21 protein-coding genes are annotated in these 18,925 nt (G+C 65.8%); 7 read left to right on the plus strand and 14 right to left on the minus strand.

Annotated elements, in window-relative coordinates:
- The first annotated feature begins 60 nt into the window (after positions 1 to 60).
- The 5 genes from FOB72_RS13105 (at position 61) to ybiB (ending at position 5,179) form a co-directional block, all read left to right on the plus strand.
- Positions 61 to 690, plus strand: a complete 630-nt coding sequence (locus FOB72_RS13105) for an ANTAR domain-containing response regulator (RefSeq protein WP_150372910.1) — start codon at positions 61 to 63, stop codon at positions 688 to 690.
- Positions 691 to 1,005: 315 nt separating this feature from the next.
- Positions 1,006 to 2,313, plus strand: coding sequence for a CmpA/NrtA family ABC transporter substrate-binding protein (locus FOB72_RS13110; protein ID WP_150372911.1), 1,308 nt, complete (start codon positions 1,006 to 1,008; stop codon positions 2,311 to 2,313).
- Positions 2,314 to 2,362: 49 nt separating this feature from the next.
- On the plus strand, positions 2,363 to 3,262 hold the full coding sequence (gene ntrB / locus FOB72_RS13115) for a nitrate ABC transporter permease (protein WP_150372912.1): 900 nt from the start codon (positions 2,363 to 2,365) through the stop codon (positions 3,260 to 3,262).
- Between the two features lie 16 nt (positions 3,263 to 3,278).
- Positions 3,279 to 4,082, plus strand: coding sequence for an ABC transporter ATP-binding protein (locus tag FOB72_RS13120; protein WP_150372913.1), 804 nt, complete (start codon positions 3,279 to 3,281; stop codon positions 4,080 to 4,082).
- An 83-nt stretch (positions 4,083 to 4,165) separates the two neighbouring features.
- A complete protein-coding gene (ybiB, locus tag FOB72_RS13125; protein ID WP_150372914.1) occupies positions 4,166 to 5,179 on the plus strand; it encodes a DNA-binding protein YbiB in 1,014 nt (337 codons plus the stop codon).
- Positions 5,180 to 5,192: 13 nt separating this feature from the next.
- On the opposite strand, the gene FOB72_RS13130 is transcribed toward ybiB, so the two are convergent.
- Positions 5,193 to 6,068, minus strand: coding sequence for a pirin family protein (locus tag FOB72_RS13130; protein ID WP_150372915.1), 876 nt, complete (start codon positions 6,066 to 6,068; stop codon positions 5,193 to 5,195).
- A gap of 362 nt (positions 6,069 to 6,430) precedes the next feature.
- Here FOB72_RS13130 and rpoH point away from each other — a divergent pair, with 362 nt between their 5' ends.
- Positions 6,431 to 7,390, plus strand: coding sequence for an RNA polymerase sigma factor RpoH (gene rpoH / locus FOB72_RS13135; protein WP_411859795.1), 960 nt, complete (start codon positions 6,431 to 6,433; stop codon positions 7,388 to 7,390).
- Positions 7,391 to 7,456: 66 nt separating this feature from the next.
- On the opposite strand, the gene FOB72_RS13140 is transcribed toward rpoH, so the two are convergent.
- From FOB72_RS13140 to FOB72_RS13160, 5 genes are all read right to left on the minus strand, one after another.
- Complete coding sequence (locus FOB72_RS13140; protein ID WP_150372916.1) at positions 7,457 to 8,065, minus strand: SCO family protein; 609 nt, start codon at positions 8,063 to 8,065, stop codon at positions 7,457 to 7,459.
- Between the two features lie 95 nt (positions 8,066 to 8,160).
- On the minus strand, positions 8,161 to 9,108 hold the full coding sequence (gene cyoE / locus FOB72_RS13145) for a heme o synthase (protein WP_150372917.1): 948 nt from the start codon (positions 9,106 to 9,108) through the stop codon (positions 8,161 to 8,163).
- Complete coding sequence (locus FOB72_RS13150) at positions 9,105 to 10,208, minus strand: COX15/CtaA family protein (RefSeq protein WP_150372918.1); 1,104 nt, start codon at positions 10,206 to 10,208, stop codon at positions 9,105 to 9,107. Before FOB72_RS13150 ends, cyoE begins: the two co-directional genes overlap by 4 nt.
- A gap of 6 nt (positions 10,209 to 10,214) precedes the next feature.
- The gene (locus FOB72_RS13155) at positions 10,215 to 10,883 is read right to left on the minus strand and encodes an SCO family protein (protein WP_223851327.1); all 669 of its coding nucleotides are present in this window, start codon (positions 10,881 to 10,883) and stop codon (positions 10,215 to 10,217) included.
- A 35-nt stretch (positions 10,884 to 10,918) separates the two neighbouring features.
- Positions 10,919 to 11,650, minus strand: coding sequence for an SURF1 family protein (locus FOB72_RS13160; RefSeq protein ID WP_411859796.1), 732 nt, complete (start codon positions 11,648 to 11,650; stop codon positions 10,919 to 10,921).
- Positions 11,651 to 11,731: 81 nt separating this feature from the next.
- Between FOB72_RS13160 and FOB72_RS13165 the strand changes: the two genes are divergently transcribed.
- Complete coding sequence (locus FOB72_RS13165; RefSeq protein WP_150372920.1) at positions 11,732 to 11,941, plus strand: twin transmembrane helix small protein; 210 nt, start codon at positions 11,732 to 11,734, stop codon at positions 11,939 to 11,941.
- Positions 11,942 to 12,048: 107 nt separating this feature from the next.
- Here FOB72_RS13165 and FOB72_RS13170 read toward each other — a convergent pair whose 3' ends face one another.
- The 8 genes from FOB72_RS13170 to FOB72_RS13200 form a co-directional block, all read right to left on the minus strand.
- Positions 12,049 to 12,909 (minus strand): cytochrome c oxidase subunit 3, encoded by an 861-nt coding sequence (locus FOB72_RS13170; protein ID WP_150372921.1) that lies wholly within the window; start codon positions 12,907 to 12,909, stop codon positions 12,049 to 12,051.
- An 80-nt stretch (positions 12,910 to 12,989) separates the two neighbouring features.
- Entirely contained in the window at positions 12,990 to 13,214 is a 225-nt protein-coding gene (locus FOB72_RS13175) for a DUF2970 domain-containing protein (RefSeq protein WP_150372922.1), read from the minus strand.
- A gap of 18 nt (positions 13,215 to 13,232) precedes the next feature.
- Positions 13,233 to 13,832, minus strand: a complete 600-nt coding sequence (locus tag FOB72_RS13180) for a cytochrome c oxidase assembly protein (protein ID WP_150372923.1) — start codon at positions 13,830 to 13,832, stop codon at positions 13,233 to 13,235.
- A 22-nt stretch (positions 13,833 to 13,854) separates the two neighbouring features.
- On the minus strand, positions 13,855 to 13,974 hold the full coding sequence (locus FOB72_RS32545; protein ID WP_223851328.1) for a cytochrome oxidase small assembly protein: 120 nt from the start codon (positions 13,972 to 13,974) through the stop codon (positions 13,855 to 13,857).
- A 5-nt stretch (positions 13,975 to 13,979) separates the two neighbouring features.
- Complete coding sequence (ctaD, locus tag FOB72_RS13185) at positions 13,980 to 15,635, minus strand: cytochrome c oxidase subunit I (RefSeq protein WP_150372924.1); 1,656 nt, start codon at positions 15,633 to 15,635, stop codon at positions 13,980 to 13,982.
- A gap of 40 nt (positions 15,636 to 15,675) precedes the next feature.
- Complete coding sequence (gene coxB / locus FOB72_RS13190) at positions 15,676 to 16,956, minus strand: cytochrome c oxidase subunit II (RefSeq protein WP_150372925.1); 1,281 nt, start codon at positions 16,954 to 16,956, stop codon at positions 15,676 to 15,678.
- 61 nt (positions 16,957 to 17,017) lie between these two features.
- On the minus strand, positions 17,018 to 17,530 hold the full coding sequence (locus FOB72_RS13195) for a DUF2244 domain-containing protein (protein ID WP_150372926.1): 513 nt from the start codon (positions 17,528 to 17,530) through the stop codon (positions 17,018 to 17,020).
- A 432-nt stretch (positions 17,531 to 17,962) separates the two neighbouring features.
- Positions 17,963 to 18,898, minus strand: coding sequence for a methyltransferase domain-containing protein (locus FOB72_RS13200; protein WP_223851329.1), 936 nt, complete (start codon positions 18,896 to 18,898; stop codon positions 17,963 to 17,965).
- Between the last annotated feature and the right edge of the window lie 27 nt (positions 18,899 to 18,925).

Raw genomic sequence — 18,925 nt, forward strand, 5'->3', positions numbered from 1 at the left:
GTTTTCCACTTCCTAAGTCGGCGCGAATCTTGCATGATGCAGTGCAACCGAAGCGACTCCATGACCCGCCGCCACCCGCCCCCTTCTGCTCCTGTCCAGCCGGCCGCCCGCCCGCTGCGCATCCTTCTGGTGCGGGACCCCCACGACGAAGATCCGCTCAACGTCGAGACCATCCGCGCCGGCCTGGCGCAGGCAGGCTTCACGGAGGTGCATACCGTCGACGCGGACCTGCGGCTGCCGGACGTCATTTCCGCGCGGCAGCCGGACCTCGTGATCATCGCGTCCGAGTCCGCCGCGCGCGACACCATCGAGCATGTGTGCGTCTCCACCCAGCACGCGCCGCGGCCCATCGTGCTGTTCACCGACAACGACGATTCCGCGCGGATCAAGGCCGCGCTGACCGCCGGCATCACCGCCTATATCGTCGATGGCCTGCGCGCCGAGCGTGTGAAGACCGTGCTCGACGTGGCCTATGCGCGCTTCGAGCTCGACCAGCAGCTGCGCGCCGAGCTCGACGCCACCAAGCTCAAGCTTGCGGAACGCAAGATCGTCGAGCGCGCCAAGGGCCTGCTGATGCAGGCGCGCGGCATCGGCGAGGACGAAGCGTACAAGCGCCTCCGCAGCATGGCGATGGAGCGCGGCATCAAGCTCGTGGAAGCCGCCCAGCGCGTGATCGACGTCATGGTCTGAGCCCGACCGGCGGCGCACGCCGCTGGTGCAATGCACAACTGTGGCGCTGCCCCGCCCACCCGCGCGCCCTCCGCGGACTGCCTTTCAGGCACCTTTCGCACGCAATTCGCCCATTCGCACGCTGGCACATCACTTGCGTTAACAGCGGTCACGGCCAACGACGGCCGCGGCTGCACCGGTTTCAACCCACACAACTCGATGGATGCGCGCGCTCAAAGGCGAGCACGCGCTCCCGGACAACGACGTCCTGAACTGCACCCGATCCTGAACAAGGCGGGCGGCGGCTCGGGACGTTTTTTATTGGAGCCTTTCTCAATGCCTTCTCGCCTCAAGATCGCCAAGCCGCTGCGCGTCACCGCGGACAACGCCACCGCCGATACCGTTCCCGCGAGCCAGGGACGGCGCCGCGCGCTGGCGACCATCGCCGGTGCCAGCGTGATGACGCTCGTCGATCCGCTCGTGCGCAGCGGGGCATGGGCAGCAGGCTCCGATGCGCCCGAGAAATCCGAGGTGAAGATCGGCTTCATTCCGCTGACCGACTGCGCGTCCGTCGTCATGGCCTCCACACTCGGCCTCGACAAGAAGTACGGCATCAAGATCACGCCGAGCAAGGAAGCCTCGTGGGCGGCCGTGCGCGACAAGCTCGTCAACGGCGAACTCGATGGGGCACACGTGCTGTATGGCCTGGTCTATGGCGTGCAGCTCGGCATCGGCGGTCCCAAGAAGGACATGGCCGTGCTGATGAGCCTGAACCACAACGGCCAGGCCATCACGCTGTCCTCGAAGCTCGCCGAGAAAGGCGTGAAGGATGGGGCGAGCCTCAAGGCGCTGATGATGAAGGAGAAGCGCGACTACACGTTCGCGCAGACCTTCCCGACGGGCACGCACGCGATGTGGCTGTACTACTGGCTCGCGGCCAACGGCATCAATCCGATGCAGGACGCGAAGGCCATCACCGTGCCGCCTCCGCAGATGGTCGCGAACATGCGCGTCGGCAATATGGACGGCTTCTGCGTGGGCGAGCCGTGGGGCGCGCGCGCCATCGCCGACAAGATCGGTTTCACGGCCGAGACCACGCAGGCGATCTGGAAGGACCACCCGGAGAAGGTGCTCGGCACCACGTCCGACTTCGCGCAGAAGAACCCGAACACCGCGCGCGCGATGACGGCCGCGATTCTCGAGGCATCGAAGTTCATCGATGCCTCGGTATCCAACCGCCGCAAGACGGCCGAGACGATCGCCGCCAAGTCGTATGTGAACACCGACATGGACATCATTCTCGACCGCATGCTCGGCCGCTACTCGAATGGCCTCGGCAAGACGTGGGACGACCCGGACTCGATGAAGTTCTATCAGGACGGCGCCGCGAACTTCCCGTTCCTCTCCGACGGCATGTGGTTCCTCACGCAGCAGAAGCGCTGGGGCCTGCTCAAGGACCACCCCGACTACCTCGCGGTGGCGAAGCAGGTCAACCGCATCGACCTGTTCAAGCAGGCCGCCACCGCCGCGCAGGTACCGCTGCCCAAGTCGGACTTCCGCACCGCCAAGCTGATCGACGGCGTGGTGTGGGATGCCACCAAGGACCCGAAGGCGTACGCCGACGGTTTCAAGATCAAGGCCTAGTTTGTAGTTCGATTTTCTCTTTGTCGTGCCCCGCCTTCAGGAGCCAGACGTGAACGCCATTGTCCAGACCGCGCCCGAGCGCGCAGAGCCGTATAACGACCCCGACGCCAAGGAGCGTGCCGCGCGGCGCGCGCAGGAGATTGCCGCGCAGGAAGCGCGTGCCGCACGGCGCGAAGCGCTGTCCGGCCTCGTGATGAAGACCGTGCCCCCGGTGCTCGGCTTCGTGCTGTTCGTACTGGTCTGGCATGGCATTGCCACGCTGATCCCGGCGATTCCGACGCCGGGCAAGACGTGGGATGCCGCGGTGCCGCTGTTCTCCGACCCGTTCTACAGCAACGGGCCGAACGACCAGGGCATCGGCTGGAACGTGCTGGCCTCGCTGGCGCGCGTGGCGGGCGGCTTCGGCCTCGCGGCGCTCATCGGCATTCCGGCGGGCTTTATCCTCGGCCGCTTTGCGTTTCTCAACGCGATGATGGCGCCCGTGATCAGCCTGCTGCGTCCGGTCTCGCCGCTCGCGTGGCTGCCCATCGGCCTGCTGCTGTTCAAGGCCGCCAACCCCGCCGCGATCTGGGCGATCTTCATCTGCTCCATCTGGCCGATGATCATCAACACGGCCGTGGGCGTCACCCGCGTGCCCCAGGACTACCTGAACGTCGCGCGCGTGCTGGACCTCTCCGAATGGCAGGTGTTCCGCCGCGTGCTGTTTCCGGCCGTGCTGCCGTACATGCTGACGGGTGTGCGCCTCTCCATCGGCACCGCGTGGCTCGTGATCGTCGCCGCGGAGATGCTGACGGGTGGCACCGGCATCGGCTTCTGGCTGTGGGACGAATGGAACAACCTGAAGGTCGAGCACATCGTGATCGCGATCTTCATCATCGGCGTGGTGGGCCTGATCCTCGAGCACCTGCTGCTCGCGCTGGCCCGCCGCTTCAGCTACGGCAACAACTGACCGCACGGTGACCGCCATGGAAAAATTCGTCAGCATCGAAAACGTCGGCCAGACCTTCAAGACGCGCAAGGGACCGTTCGTCGCGCTGCGCGACGTGGACCTCTCCATCGCCGAAGGGGAATTCATCACGCTGATCGGCCACTCGGGCTGCGGCAAGTCGACGCTGCTCAACCTGATCGCGGGCCTGACCACGCCGACCTCGGGCGCGCTGATCTGCGCGGGCCGCGAGATCGCCGGCCCCGGCCCCGAGCGCGCGGTGGTGTTCCAGAACCACTCGCTGCTGCCGTGGATGACATGCTTCGAGAATGTGCACCTCGGTGTCGAGCGCGTATTCGGCGCCACCGAAAGCAAGGCGCAGGTCAAGGCACGGACCCACGACACGCTCGCACTGGTGGGCCTCACGCACGCGGAGAACAAGTATCCGCACGAAATCTCGGGCGGCATGAAGCAGCGCGTGGGCATTGCGCGCGCGCTCGCGATGCAGCCGAAGGTGCTGCTCATGGACGAGCCGTTCGGCGCGCTCGATGCGCTCACGCGCGCGCATCTGCAGGATGCGCTGCTGAAGATCGTCGAGCGGACGCGCAGCACGGTCGTGATGGTCACGCACGACGTCGATGAGGCCGTGCTGCTGGCCGACCGCATCGTGATGATGACAAACGGCCCGGCCGCGACCATCGGCGAGATCCTGAAGGTCGATCTGCCGCGCCCGCGCGACCGCGTGGCCCTCGCCGACGACAAGGCGTATCACGCATGCCGCACCGCGGTGCTGGACTTCCTCTACCGCAAGCAGCGCAATCCGGCGCTCGCGGAGGCCGCATAGGCCCTTCCGCGCGAGCAAGTCGGGTGGAGAGGGATGGCGGGGTCCGCTATCATGAAACCCATAAGCCATTCTCTCCCCACATCATGACGTCCGCCACGCAAGCCACGAGTTTTTCCGCCGCGAAGTACATCAAGGAGATCGGCCGCGGCGTCAACGGCGCGCGCGCGCTGCCCCGCGAAGACGCGCAGGCGCTGTTCGACGCCATGCTGGCGGGCCAGGTCTCCGATATCGAGATGGGCGCCGTGCTCATGGCGTACCGGATCAAGGGCGAGGCGCCGCACGAACTCGCGGGCATGCTCGAGGCCGCGCACGGCCACTGCATGCCGATCGACGCACCGCCCGATCGTACGGTGGTGGTCATTCCCAGCTACAACGGCGCGCGCAAGCAGCCGAACCTCGTGCCGCTGCTCGCGCACCTGCTCGCGCGCGACGGCGTGCCCGTGCTCGTGCACGGCACGCGCGCGTTCCACGGGCGGGTGACCAGCATCTCGCTGTTCGAAGCGCTTGGCACGCCGCTGTGCGAGACCACGCGCGATGCGCAGGACAACCTGCGACTGCCGGCGGGCGGCGGGGCCGGCGGCAACGGACCGCTGGCCGTGCTGCCGATCGACGTGCTGTCTCCGGCCCTGACGCGGCTGCTCGACAAGCGCGCGATCATCGGCCTGCGCAATTCGTCGCACACGATCGTCAAGATGCTGCAGCCGGTGGGCGCGCATACGCCGGCCGAGGCGCTGCGGCTGTACAGCTACACGCACCCCGAATATCGCGAAACGCTGACGGATTACTTCTCGCACGAGCCGGCCAATGTCCTGCTGGCCCGCGGTACCGAGGGCGAAGTGGTGGCCGATGCCCGCCGCAGCGGCCGCATCGACTGGATGCACGACGGCCATCAGCGCACGCTGGTCGATCCGGTGGGCGGCTCCATCGGCGACGTGCCCGAACTGCCGGCCGGTACCGACGTCGATGCCACGGCCGCGTGGATCCGCAGCGTGCTCGATGGCACCGAGCCCGTGCCCGCGCCCATCGCGGCGCAGGCCGACGCGATTCGCGCCTGCCTGAACCAGGGCACGCGGGTGACGTGGGCTGACCCGGTCTGATCCAGGCCCGCCCTCAGGACTTGCGCGGGGGCAGCGGGATGCGCTCGGTCTCGCCGGGCACGCGGGGGAACTGGTCGTCCTGCCAGCGCTGCGAGGCCTCCTCGATGGCCTCCTTGCTGCTTGCGACGAAATTCCAGAAGATAAAGCGCCGGCCATCGGTCGGATCGCCGCCGAGCAGCATCACGCGCGACGGCTCGCTGGCCGTCAGCGTCACGGGCTCGCCCGGGGTGATCACCACGAGGTGCTCGGTCGGCACCGCCTCTCCATCGAGCGCGATCGTGCCCTCCACCGCATAGACGCCGCGCTGCACGTGCTCCGCCGGAATCACGAGGCTCGCGCCCGCGTCGATCTCGATCGCCACATACAGCGTGCGGCTGTAGACGCGCACCGGGGACTCGGCGCCAAACGCGTCACCCGCGATCACGGTCATGCGGACACCGGGCAATTCGATGCGGGGCAGCGTCGCGCCCGGATGGTGGTGGAACGACGGCGGATCGGCCTCGTGCGCCTGCGGCAGGGCCACCCAGGTCTGGATGCCATGGAGACGCGGCCCGGCTTCCCGCGCTGCGTCCGGCGACCGTTCCGAATGCGCGATGCCGCGTCCGGCGGTCATCCAGTTGACGTCGCCGGGGCGGATCACCTGCTCGCTGCCCAGGCTGTCGCGGTGCATGATCTCGCCCTCGAACAGGTACGTCACCGTGGCCAGCCCGATATGCGGATGCGGGCGCACATCGATACCGCGCCCCGGCTCCATGGAGACCGGTCCCATGTGATCGAAAAAGATGAACGGACCGACGGTCTGGGCCGTCGCCGCAGGCAGAAGCCGGCGCACGGTGAAATCGCCCAGGTCCCGCACATGGGGCTTGAGCAAGTGTTCGATGACAGACATTGGGGACTCCGTGGGGAATGAAAAGATACGTCTGGACAGCCCTGAGTGTAGCGAATCCCGCAATACAGAATCTCGAATTCGCGACGAAACTGGAACGGTCCTCGCCCCTCTAATCTTTCTGTGAGCGCCAGCCTGTCGTCAAACCCATATGGGGCAAGGGCTCGCGCCTGCGCTCAGGGTAGCGAGCAAGGTTAAAAACTATTTGAACCGAGATTGCAATGGCCCGGAACTATCGACCCCATTGACACTCCAACTTAGCACTCGCCCGGCATGAGTGCTAATATCCGTTGCAGTGCTGTAGCCGATCCGATGTGGAGTACGCTACACCCGGCAATTTACCGCCGGTAGCGAAAGGAGTCATAGTGAACGCAGTCCTGTCTGCTGATCAAATCGCGCTGGGTCAAGCGAGCCCAGCTGCAGGTCAATCCCCGAGCCGCCGCCTGCCGGCGCCCCAGGCCAACGCCAGCTTTGCGCTGACGCTGCCGGGGACCCTGGGGAATCTGGATGCGTACATCCAGGCGGTACACCGCATTCCGATGCTCACCCCCGAGGAAGAGCAATCGCTGGCGCGCGACCTGCGCGACACCGAGTCGGTCGATGCGGCCCGTCGCCTCGTGATGTCGCACCTGCGTCTGGTGGTGTCCGTCGCCCGTCAGTACCTGGGCTACGGCCTGCCCCACGCCGACCTGATCCAGGAAGGCAATATCGGCCTGATGAAGGCCGTGAAGCGCTTCGACCCGGATCAGGGCGTGCGTCTGGTCTCGTACGCGATCCACTGGATCAAGGCCGAGATCCACGAGTACGTGCTCAAGAACTGGCGCATGGTCAAGGTGGCGACCACCAAGGCCCAGCGCAAGCTGTTCTTCAATCTGCGCAGCCACAAGCGGGATGCGCATACCTTCACGCCCGAACAGGTGGAAGCCGTTGCGCGCGAGCTCAACGTGAAGCCCGAGGAAGTGATGGAGATGGAAACCCGCCTGTCGGGTGGCGACATGGCGCTGGAAGGACAGGTCGAGGACGGCGAGGAAGACTTCGCGCCGATCGCGTACCTGGCCGACAACCACAACGAGCCGACCCGCGTGCTCGAGGCCCAGCGTCACGACCGCATGCAGGTGGAAGGTCTGGACGACGCGCTGGCGAAGCTGGACCCGCGTAGCCGCCGCATCATCGAGGCCCGCTGGCTGCAGGTCAACGACGACGGTTCGGGCGGCTCCACGCTGCACGAGCTGGCCGACGAGTTTGGCGTGTCCGCCGAGCGTATCCGCCAGATCGAATCGGCGGCGATGAAGAAGATGAAGGGCGCGCTGCAGGCTTTCGCCTGATATCGCCAGAAGGCAGGAAAAAGGGCCGGTCTCAGACCGGCCCTTTTTTGTTTGGCTCCCCGCTTGTTACGGCTCCAGCAGCGCCTTCAGATCGTGCGCGATCGGCTCCGGGCCCTGCCCGTGGCGAATGAACAGCCGCAACTGGCCATTGGGGTCGAACACGTAGCTGCCCGCCGAATGGTCCATCGTGTAGTTGTTCGGCGAGGTGCCCGGCACCTTCGCGTAATAGACCTTGAAGTCCTGCGTGACCTTCTTGAGCGCGTCCTCGTTCTCGGGGCGCAGGCCCAGGAAGCGCGCATCGAACGCGGGCACGTACTGGCCCAGCAGCGCGGCCGTATCGCGCTCCGGATCCACGGTGACGAACAGCACCTGCACCTTGTCCGCCTCGGGGCCCATCTGTTCCATCACGGCCTTGAGTTCGGCCATCGTGGTCGGGCAGACGTCGGGGCAGTGCGTGTAGCCGAAGAACATCACCACGGCCTTGCCCTTGAAGTCCGCGAGCGTGCGCACCTTGCCCGACGGGTCGGTCAGCGCGAAATCCTTGCCGAAGCCGGTGGCGCCGGAGATATCGACATTGCGGAACGTGGGCTTGGGCTTGCCGCAGGCGGCGAGCAGGAAGGCACAGCAGATCAGGACGAACGCCTGACGGCAGATGGAACGGAAAGACGTGGGCATTGGCGGATGGTTGGCGGAAGCAGCCCCGGCAGTATCGCCGATCGCGGCACCCCCGGCGACCGAATGTGCGGGGGGCGCGTCAACATGACGCAGCGTCAGATCTGCGGCAGGAACTTGAAATAGTGGTCGATCAGCAGTGCCGCGAACAGCAGCGACAGGTACAAGATCGAGAACCGGAACATCCGACGAGCCAGGTCGTCCGAGTAGTTGCGGAACAGCTTCCAGGCGTAGCCGAGGAAGATCAGGCCCAGCACGAGCGCGGCCGCGAGGTAGATATAGCCGCACATGCCGTAGACGAACGGCAGCAGCGTGGCCGCGATCATCGTGAGCGTGTACAGCAGGATATGGAGCAGCGTGTAGCGCTCGCCGTGCGTGATCGGCAGCATCGGCAGGCCCGACTTGGCATAGTCGGCGCGGCGGTACAGCGCCAGCGCCCAGAAATGAGGCGGCGTCCACGTGAAGATGATCAGCACGAGAAACCACGCCTCGGCCGGCACGGTGCCCGCCACGGCGGCCCAGCCCAGCGCGGGCGGCATGGCGCCCGACAGGCCGCCGATGACGATGTTCTGCGGCGTGGCCGGCTTGAGCAGGATCGTGTAGACCACCGCATAGCCCAGGAACGTCGCGAACGTGAGCCACATCGTCAGGTCGTTGGCGAACACGTGCAGCAGCCACATGCCCGCCCCGCCGAGGATCGCGGAGAAGATCAGCGTCTGGATCGTCGTGATCTCGCCGGTGGCCGAGGGGCGCCACGCCGTGCGGCGCATCAGCGCGTCGATCTTCTGCTCGACGAGGCAGTTGATGGCGAACGCCGCGCCCGCCAGCAGCCAGATGCCCGCGGCGCCGCCGATCAGGACGGACCAGGGCACCATGCCCGGCGTGGCCAGGAACATGCCGATCACGGCGCAGAACACCGCGAGCTGGGTCACGCGCGGCTTGGTCAGCGCGGCGTATTGACGGGCCAGGTGTCGGAAATGACGTAACCGGCCCACGGAAGAATGGGGATGGGTAGCTGTAACCACGGGGGGAAACTTGTCCTTCATGTGGCGCGCGCGGCAACGGATGGTTGGGCGGCGGCACCAGCGGTTCGGGTCGCGAGGCCGATATTGTAGTTGAGACGGAGCAACAGTATCAGGAGCAGGGCTGCTCCGCCGTTGTGGGCGACCGCGGCGATCAGCGGCCAGTCGAACACGATGTTCGACAAACCGGTGGCCAGTTGCAGCGCCAGCACCGCCAGCAGCCATGTCGCGTGGCGGCCCAGTCCCTCGAGCCGGCGCGCGCGCAGCGCGAACCAGGCGAGGTAGCCGAGCACCACGAATGCAAAGCCGCGATGCACCCAGTGGATGGCCACGAGCGCGCTATGCGGAATGTAGTTGCCGTCGGCGGTCATGCCGAGCTGGCGCCAGAGCGTGAAGCCGTGGCGGAAGTCCATCTCGGGAATCAGCTGCCCGTTGCACAGCGGAAAGTCCGTGCACGCGAGCACCGCGTAGTTCGTGCTGACCCAGCCGCCGAGAAAGATCTGGATCACGAGCAGGCCCAGCGCGATGACGCCGGGCCAGCGCAGTCCGGCCGCCGCGGGCGCCACGGGGTGCGGCGCCTCGTTGCGCGACCCGAGCCAGATCAGCGACGCGAGCAGGCACATCGCCAGCATCAGGTGCGTGACGACGATGATCGGCTGCAGCTTCATCGTGACCGTGAACGCGCCGAACGCCCCCTGCACGCAGACGAGCAGCAGCACGCCCGTGGCGTACCACGGCGACTGCCGCAGCTCCCTGCGCTTGATCCAGGCGAGCACCATCAGCGCGATGATCAGCACGCCGACCCCCATCGCGAAATAGCGATGGATCATCTCGATCCACGCCTTGACGTGCGTGACGGGGCCGCTCGGCATCGCGGTCTGCGCCGCCGCGATCGGCTCCATGGCCGCGTGCGGATTCGAGTGGCCGTAGCAGCCGGGCCAGTCGGGGCAGCCGAGGCCGGAGTCCGTCAGGCGCGTGAAACTGCCGAACATGATCAGGTCCAGCGTCAGGAACGCCGTGATCCAGACCAGTTTGCGATATTTGTCGCGGCTGCCGCGTACGAGCACGTACGAGAGCGGCAGCAGCGCGATGAGAATGCCGATGATGGCGAGTTGAAGCAGCATGCCTGGTCAGCCGATACGCGAATACTTGAGAAGCTTCTTGAGGTCCCCGTTGATCTTCGCGGGATCCGGATCCTTCGGGAAGCGCATCATGAGATTGCCAAGCGGATCGACGAGGAACAGCGTGTCCTCGGGACGCCCGCCCGCCTCGGCCGGCAGCCAGCCGCGCACGGTCGCGGCGTCGATGCGCAGGAAGCGCACGCCCGCATACGGTTCGTTGTAGGCGGCGCCGAGCCGTTCGTCCACCGTGCCGTTGTCCGAGATCAGCCAGACCGGCGTGATGCGCTCGCGATCCTGTCCCTGCCCGGCCCGAATCTGACGGATCATGAACAGCTTGCGCGCACAGGCCTCGTCGCACGCGGAAGGGTCCGTCGTCACGAGCAGCCACTTGCCGCGGAACGCGGACAGCGGCTGCGCCTCGGCGCGCTCGTTGGACACCTGCACGGCCGGCATCGGACGCTGCGGGTCGATGAGCGTGCCGTAGTTGGTCGCGCCGCCGGTGGGCTTGACCACGTAGTACATCAGGTAGGACGCGATGACCGGCGACGCGCACACGAGCAGCAGCGCAAGCATCTGGAGGCGGCCGCGGCGTGTCCGCGCGTCAATCCGGGCGCTCAGGTCGGGCTCCTGCCCGCCGGGCTTGGCATTCGTCTTGGCCGAAGGATCTTGCGGAGACATGGATTCGGTCTGTACGGTCATCTGTTCGTTCGTTGTCAGGCGGCCTGCGGGGCGCGCGCGCGCCGCACACCGAGCACGATTACCAGCGCGAGTGTCAGCGCCGCAATCGCGAACCACTGGAATGCATAGCCGTAATGGCGGTCCGCGCCGAAGCCGGGCGACGTCCACTCGCGCGCGAGGCCGTCGCGCGTATCGGTGGTCTGCTCGATCACCAGCGGCAGCAGCGGCATGCCGATCTCGCGCGCATACTCGCCGAGGTCCACGTTCTGGCGAATCTGCCGGCCCGCCTCGGCGTCGGCCGACGCGCCGAGCCCATAGACGCGCGGCAGCGAGGCGAGCGCGGTGCCGTTCAGCGTGACATCGCCGGCAGGCGTGTCGAACGGCGCGATGCGCGCGCGGTCCTGCGCGTCGCGCGGCAGCCAGCCGCGCAGCACCAGCACGTTGGCGCCGCTCTCGAGCCGCAGCGGCGTCACCACGAGGAAGCCCGCGCGGCCATCGCTGCCGTGCGGACGGTTGTCGAGCAGCACCGTATGCGCGCGGTCGAAACGCCCACGCGCGCGCACCGTGCGGTCGCCGAGCGCACTGGTTGGAATATCGCCGGCATTGAGGTCCACGGGTCCCTGCGCCGCCAGCGTGGCGAGCCGCTGCGCGCGCGCGGTCTTTTCGTGCCCGCGCTGCAACTGCCAGTTGCCGAGCACGCACGTGACCGCGATGACGGCGGTGGCCGCGATCATCGGCAGCGTACCCGGCGAGCGCCAGATCTTCACTGGCGCCCCTCGGTGCGATAATGCACGCACGTTTCCCGCATGCTCATCCCCGCAGATCGATAAGGACGTCCTCGCCCCGTCATGCGCATCCTCATTGTCCTGGCCTTCATCCTGATCATCGGCAGCCTCGCGTCGGCGCTGTTCTTCATGATGCGCGACCGCGGCCGCACACCCAACATGATGCGATCGCTGATGTTTCGCGTCGGTTTCTCGGTGGCGCTGTTCCTGTTCATCCTGTTTTCGCACTGGATGGGCTGGATCCACAGCACCGGGATTCAGATGAACCCCTAGGCGGTCCCCGGAAGCGACCCCATAAAAGACAAAGCGCCGCAGGGGTGGTTCCGCCTGCGGCGCTTCTGTTTATGTCATCCCGGCCGTAAGGATACTCCGCTCCGGGGTCAGAGCCAGTAGACCACGACGTAGAGGCCCAGCCAGACCACGTCAACGAAGTGCCAGTACCAGGCCGCGCCTTCGAACGCGAAGTGGTGGTCCGGCGTGAAGTGGCCCTTCAGCACACGCCCCAGGATCACCGCCAGCATGATCGCGCCCATGGTCACGTGGAAACCGTGGAAGCCCGTCAGCAGGAAGAACGTGGAGCCGAACACGCCCGACGTGAGCTTCAGGTTCAGCTCGTGATACGCGTGGTAATACTCGTAGCCCTGCAGGCACATGAAGATCGCGCCCAGCAGGATCGTCAGCACGAGGCCCTGGATGACCTGGCTGCGCTTGCCGGCCAGCAGCGCGTGGTGCGCCCACGTCAGCGTGACGCCCGAGGTCAGCAGCAGCGCGGTGTTGATGGTCGGGATCGGCCACGGGCCCATGGTCTGGAACGTCTCGACCACGCCGGCGGGGCCGGTGTTCGGCCATACGGCGGCGAAGTCCGGCCAGATGATCTTGTTGTTGAGGTCGCCGAGCCACGGCATCGCGATGGAGCGCGCGTAGAACAGCGCGCCGAAGAACGCCGCGAAGAACATCACCTCGGAGAAGATGAACCAGCTCATCGACCAGCGGAACGACACGTCGATGTTCTTGCCGTACTTGCCCCCCTCCGACTCGCCGATCGCATCGGCAAACCATGCGCGCAGCACGAACAGGAACCACACGAGTCCCACGGCGACGACGTACGGGCCCCAGGGTTGTCCGTTGACCCAGCCGGCGGCGCCACCGCCCACCAGCAGCAGCCCGAAGGCCGCCGTGATCGGATGGCGCGACGGGCCCGGTACGAAGTAGTACGGAGCGTTTGCGCGGTTCGCACTCATTCTTCTATCTCCAGCTCAGAGTCTCTGATTCAATGGTTTTTATTGTGATGCCGTGTGTGCTGCCATCTCGTGCTGCTGCCCTACCCTGTTGCCTGTCCCACCACGGTGCGCACGATCACGATGAGCACACCGACGAATACCGCCGCGGCAATCAGTCCCGCGATGATCACGTGGACCGGATTGAGCCGGGCCATGTCCGACTCGTGCTCCGAACCCTTGCGCAACCCGACGAACGACCACAATACGGCCCGCATCGTCTGCAGGAACGAAGCCTTGCGGTGCGTGGCCTCCTTCAGGTCATCCATCGTCGTTTGCCTCGTTCCTCAGCTGCCGTGCGCGGCTGCGTCGATCTGTCCCTGCGGGGCCTGCGCGACCGGCGCGCCCACCTCGAAGAACGTGTACGACAGCGTGATGTTCTTCACATCCTTCGGCAGCTTCGGATCGATCACGAACACCACCGGCATCTGCCGCGCTTCATTCGCCTTGAGCGTCTGCTGCTTGAAGCAGAAGCACTCGATCTTCTTGAAGTACTCGGTGGCCTGCTTCGGCGCGTAGCTCGGAATCGCCTGCGCGGCAATATCGCGCGACTGCCCGTTGGCCACCTCGTACACGATCGTCGCCATCTCGCCCGGGTGCACTTCCATCGTGTTCTTCACCGGACGGAACGCGAACGGCCCGCGCGCGTTGGAATCGAACTCGACGGTGATCGTGCGGCTGGTATCGACCTGCGAGTTCTTCACCGATCCGCCATAGAGTTCCCGCGTGGTCACCACGTTGATGCCGGTGACCTCGCAGATCTTCTTGTACAGCGGCACCAGCGCGTAGCCGAAGCCGAACATCACGCCGACGACCACGAGCAACCGGCCCAGCATGCCGCGGTTGAAACGCTTCTCGTCTGCCCTCTCGTCTGCCTTGCCGCTCATCTACCGCTCCCGCACGAACTCCTCAGCCGCCAAAAAACTTCATCTTGGCGAAGAAGCCCAGAAAGAACACCACCACCACGGACAGCAGGATCCAGCCGAGCCGCCGGTTGGCGGCACGCTGCTGCGCCTTGCGATCGTCCATGACGTTCACTTGACCAGCGGCGGTTCTTCGAACGTATGGAACGGCGCCGGCGACGGCACGGTCCACTCGAGGCCTTCCGCGCCTTCCCACGGCTTGTCCGCCGCCTTCTCGCCGCCGCGGTACGACGGCAGCACCACGAAGAAGAAGAAGTACACCTGCATCAGGCCGAAGCCGAGCGCGCCGATCGATGCCACCGCGTTGAAGTCCGCGAACTGGGTCGGATAGTCGGCATAGCGACGCGGCATGCCGGCGAGACCCAGGAAGTGCATCGGGAAGAAGGTCACGTTGAAGAAGATCAGCGAGCCCCAGAAGTGGATCTGGCCGCGCGTCTCGTTGTACATGAAGCCGCTCCACTTCGGGCCCCAGTAGTAGAAGCCCGAGAACAGCGCGAACAGCGAGCCCGCCACCAGCACGTAGTGGAAGTGCGCGACGATGAAGTACGTGTCCTGCAGCTGGATGTCGATCGGTGCCACCGCGGGCATCAGGCCCGTGAAGCCGCCGATCGTGAACACGAAGATAAAGCCGATGGCGAACAGCATCGGCGTCTCGAACGTCATCGAGCCGCGCCACATCGTGGCGATCCAGTTGAAGATCTTCACGGCCGTCGGCACCGCGATCAGCATCGTCGCGTACATGAAGAACAGCTGGCCCGTCACCGGCATCCCCGTCGTGAACATGTGGTGCGCCCACACGATGAACGACAGGATCGCGATCGACGCGGTCGCGTAGACCATCGAGCTGTAGCCGAACAGGCGCTTGCGCGCGAACGCCGGCACCACCTGCGAGATGATCCCGAACGCGGGCAGGATCATGATGTACACCTCGGGGTGACCGAAGAACCAGAAGATATGCTGGTACATCACCGGGTCACCGCCGCCGGCGGCCGAGAAGAAGCTCGTGCCGAAGTGGCGGTCGGTCAGCACCATCGTGATCGCGCCGGCCAGCACGGGCATCACCGCGATCAGCAGGTACGCGGTAATCAGCCACGTCCAGCAGAACATCGGCATCTTCATCAGCGTCATCCCCGGGGCGCGCATGTTGAGGATGGTCACGATGATGTTGATCGAGCCCATGATCGACGAGGCGCCCATGATGTGCATGGCGAAAATGGCCATGTCCATGCCCGGACCCATCTGCACCGACAGCGGCGCGTACAGCGTCCAGCCCGCGGCCGTGGCGCCGCCCGGCACGAAGAACGAGCCGGCCAGCAGCAGCGCGGCCGGCGGCATCAGCCAGAAGCTGAAGTTGTTCATGCGCGCGAACGCCATGTCCGAGGCGCCGATCTGCAGCGGGATCATCCAGTTCGCGAAGCCGACGAACGCCGGCATGATCGCGCCGAACACCATGATCAGGCCGTGCATCGTCGTGAACTGGTTGAACAGTTCGGGACGGAAGAACTGCAGGCCCGGCTCGAACAGCTCGAGGCGGATGAACAGCGCCAGCAGGCCGCCCGACAGCAGCATGGTGAACGAGAACAGCAGGTACAGCGTACCGATGTCCTTGTGGTTGGTGGCGAACAGCCAGCGCCGCCAGCCATGCGGATGATCGTGGGCGTGATCGTCGTGACCATGGCCGTGGTCATGGTCGTGCGCATGATCGTGCGCGTGATCATGGGCAGGTTGATGCGGATGACCCAGCGTCTCCGGGGTTGCGGTACTCATCGCGATGACTCCTGAATTCCAGAATGCGGACGTGCGCGGGTCAGCCGGCGACGCGGTTGCCCGCGACGCTGGCCTGCTTGTCTTGGGTGCCGGCGTTGTTCGCCGGTGCCTGCGCCTTGGGCGCGGCTTCGCCACCGGCGGCCTGGGCTGCGCCCCCGCCTTCCGGGAACTTGCCCGCGCGCGCGTTCACAAAGTCGGCCGGCTGGATGACTTCACCGGTCTTGTTGCTCCAGCTGTTGCGCGTGAACGTCATCACGGCCGCCAGCTCGGTATCGGAAAGCTGCTTCCACGACGGCATGCCGCCCTTGCCTTCCAGCAGGATATGCATCTGGCCGGCCTTCGGGCCGTTGACGACCTTGGAGCCGTCGAGTGCCGGGAATGCGCCGCCGCCCTTGCCGTTCGGCTGGTGGCAAACCGCGCAGTTCGACACGTACACCTTCTCGCCGCGCACCTTCAGCTCGTCGAGCGTCCACGTCTTGTTGGGATCGTCGGCCGCCGCGGCCAGCGCCTTCTTCCGCTCGTCGACCCACTTCGTGTAGTCGGCGTCGGACACCACGCGCACCACGATCGGCATGAACGCGTGCTCCTTGCCGCAGAGCTCCGCGCACTGGCCGCGGTACACACCCGTCTTCTCGGCGCGGAACCACGTGTCGCGCACGAAGCCGGGAATCGCATCCTGCTTCACGCCGAAGGCGGGAATCATCCATGCGTGGATCACGTCATTGGCGGTCGTGACGATGCGGATCTTCTTGTTCACCGGCACCACGAGCTCGTTGTCCACCTCCATCAGGTAGGTGTTCGACTTCGGCTGCTCGTTGTTGATCTGCTCGCGCGGCGTGGTCAGCGTGGACACGAACGAGATGCCTTCGCCCTCGCCCTTGAGGTAGTCGTACCCCCACTTCCACTGGTAACCGGTGGCCTTGATCGTGATGTCGGAGTTCGTCGTGTCCTTCATCGCGACCACGGTCTTCGTGGCGGGCAGCGCCATCGCGATCACGATCAGGAACGGCACGATGGTCCAGACGACCTCGACGGTAATGCTCTCGTGGAACGACGCCGACTTGGCGCCCTTGGACTTCCGGTGCTTGAAGATGGAATAGAACATCACGCCGAACACGGCGACGAATATCACCGTGCAGATGATGAGCATCATCCAGTTCAGCCAGTGAATCTGTTCGGCGATCTTTGTAACGGGTTCGGCCAGGTTCAGCTGACGCACGGCGGGACCGCCCGGCATGTCACTGACCGCGGAGGCGGCCTGGCTGGCAAACAGGGACACGCCTGCCAGACATGCTGCGGATGCCTTCTTCCACATTTTCATTTGTTATCTACCTAATTTACAGATTCAAATCTGTCCCCGCTTCCACCCGGCGGCGCTTCGTTCAGAAGCGATGCAGGGCCGCAACGAGTTCCTGCGCGAACTTGCGACGCCGATACGGGTCCAGATGCGACCCCACCCGTACGACATGCTTGCCCGACCGCAGGACCACGAGCGCCCGGAACGATTCACCCAGTTCTACCCGCACCCATCGCGGGTTGAATTCTTCCCGCGTCACCCGGCTGGCGCTGGCTGTCTCCACGACCAGCATGCCGTCGGTCAAACTGACGCGTTCATAATCCGTCGCATGCCGCGCGTGCGCCAGCAGGGCAATCCCCAGCCCCAGCAGCTCCAGCCCGGCGAACGGCAGCACGAGCCAGGTCCCTTGCCATGCGAAAAACAGCGCGATGGCAGTCGATAGACATGCGATGGAGAAGTAGAACCAGCCGACCTGGCGAGGGGAAAGCGAGCAATTCCGCTTCATCAGCCAGTCGTCGCTCGGCATAGGAGGGCGTCCGTCGAGATTTCCGCCGGAGTTACCCACTGCCGTCTGGAATGCGATACCCAAGTCTTGCATCGCCAACCGCTCCGCATCGGATGCACGCCCGGGACAATAGCGCTCCACGGAAAGCACGTGCGCAACTGGAATGCGGCCTTTGCGCGATGATGCCTACGCCTGCCGGTACCGGATCCGATCGGGATGCGTATGACCGTGGAACGGTACGGCCATACGGTACTCCCGTACAAGATCCGTACATCGTACGGAGGCGTAGCGTGCTAAACCCCGAGGGGCGAGATAGTGCCAGGGGACCACTGCGACAAACTGGCGCATTATATGGCGCTTCGCATACTCAAACAAGCGCGGACTTGCCCGCAGGGCTTGCATCGGCCAAGTTTTTGTGCATGGCACAACCCGCGCGATAGTCAACACAATCGTCGTTCGCGCGGCGTCCGCCGCTGTGCCGGGCAAGCGTGTCGCGACAATCTGTCGCAGGCAATCCTGTGGGAATCAGCGGCGCGGGCGGGCGCGGCCAATCTTGTCCACCGGCACGACCGCGCGCCCCTGATCGTCGGTCGCCTGCCGCTCGCGCGGCGCCAGCTTCCATGCATGGCCGTAGACAATCTCGAACGTGAGCGGAATCACGCCGTCGGCGTTGCGGCGCCGCTCGAGCGCGTCGAGCACCGCGCGATACCAGCGCCGGCCGCGCAGGCCGCCCGGTCCGGGCCGCCGCATCCCGCCGAATGCGCGTACCTCGCGCAGCAGGGTGTCCGGCGATTCGTAGGTGACCGTCAGCGTCTCCATGTCCATGACCGGCGTGGACCAGCCGCCGTGGACCAGCATGTCCCCGATATCGTGCATATCGACGAAGCGCAGCGTGTGCGCATCGAGGTCGACGTCGGCAAACGCATCGCGCACCTCGCGCAGCGTGTCCGGGCCGAATAGCGAGAACAGCACGAGCCCGTCGTCGCGCGTGACGCGGTGCCACTCCGGAAACACCTGATGGGGCTCCGGATGCCAGTGCAGCGCGAGGTTCGACCACAGCAGGTCGAAGCTGGCGGCGTCGAAAGGCAGTGTGGCAAGATCGCCCTGCACCAGGTCGAACACGGGCCGCTTGCCGAGCATGCGGCCGAGCCAGCCCGGCTGGCGCTGCGGATCGCGCTGCACGGCCTCGCGCAGCATGGCGCCGGATACGTCGAGGCCGGCGATCTGTGCATCGGGAAACCGCGCGCGGAGCGCGGCGAGTCCCTGCCCGTGGCCGCAGCCGAGGTCGAGCGCGCGGCGCGGGGCCAGCCGGATCACTTCCATGCGCTCCTGCATGCGGCGGCCGATCTCGCCGAGCAGGAAGTCGAGCTGCCCGAAGCCGGCGCTGCGTCGGTCGAAGGCGAGACGGGTCAGCCGCGTGGGCGGCAGCCAGGCATCGGGGGTGGCGGAATGCGAGGACACGAGGGATTCGATAAGAAGGATGGCGAA

Origin of the sequence: Cupriavidus pauculus (assembly GCF_008693385.1) — a bacterium.
GTDB classification, from domain to species: domain Bacteria; phylum Pseudomonadota; class Gammaproteobacteria; order Burkholderiales; family Burkholderiaceae; genus Cupriavidus; species Cupriavidus pauculus_D.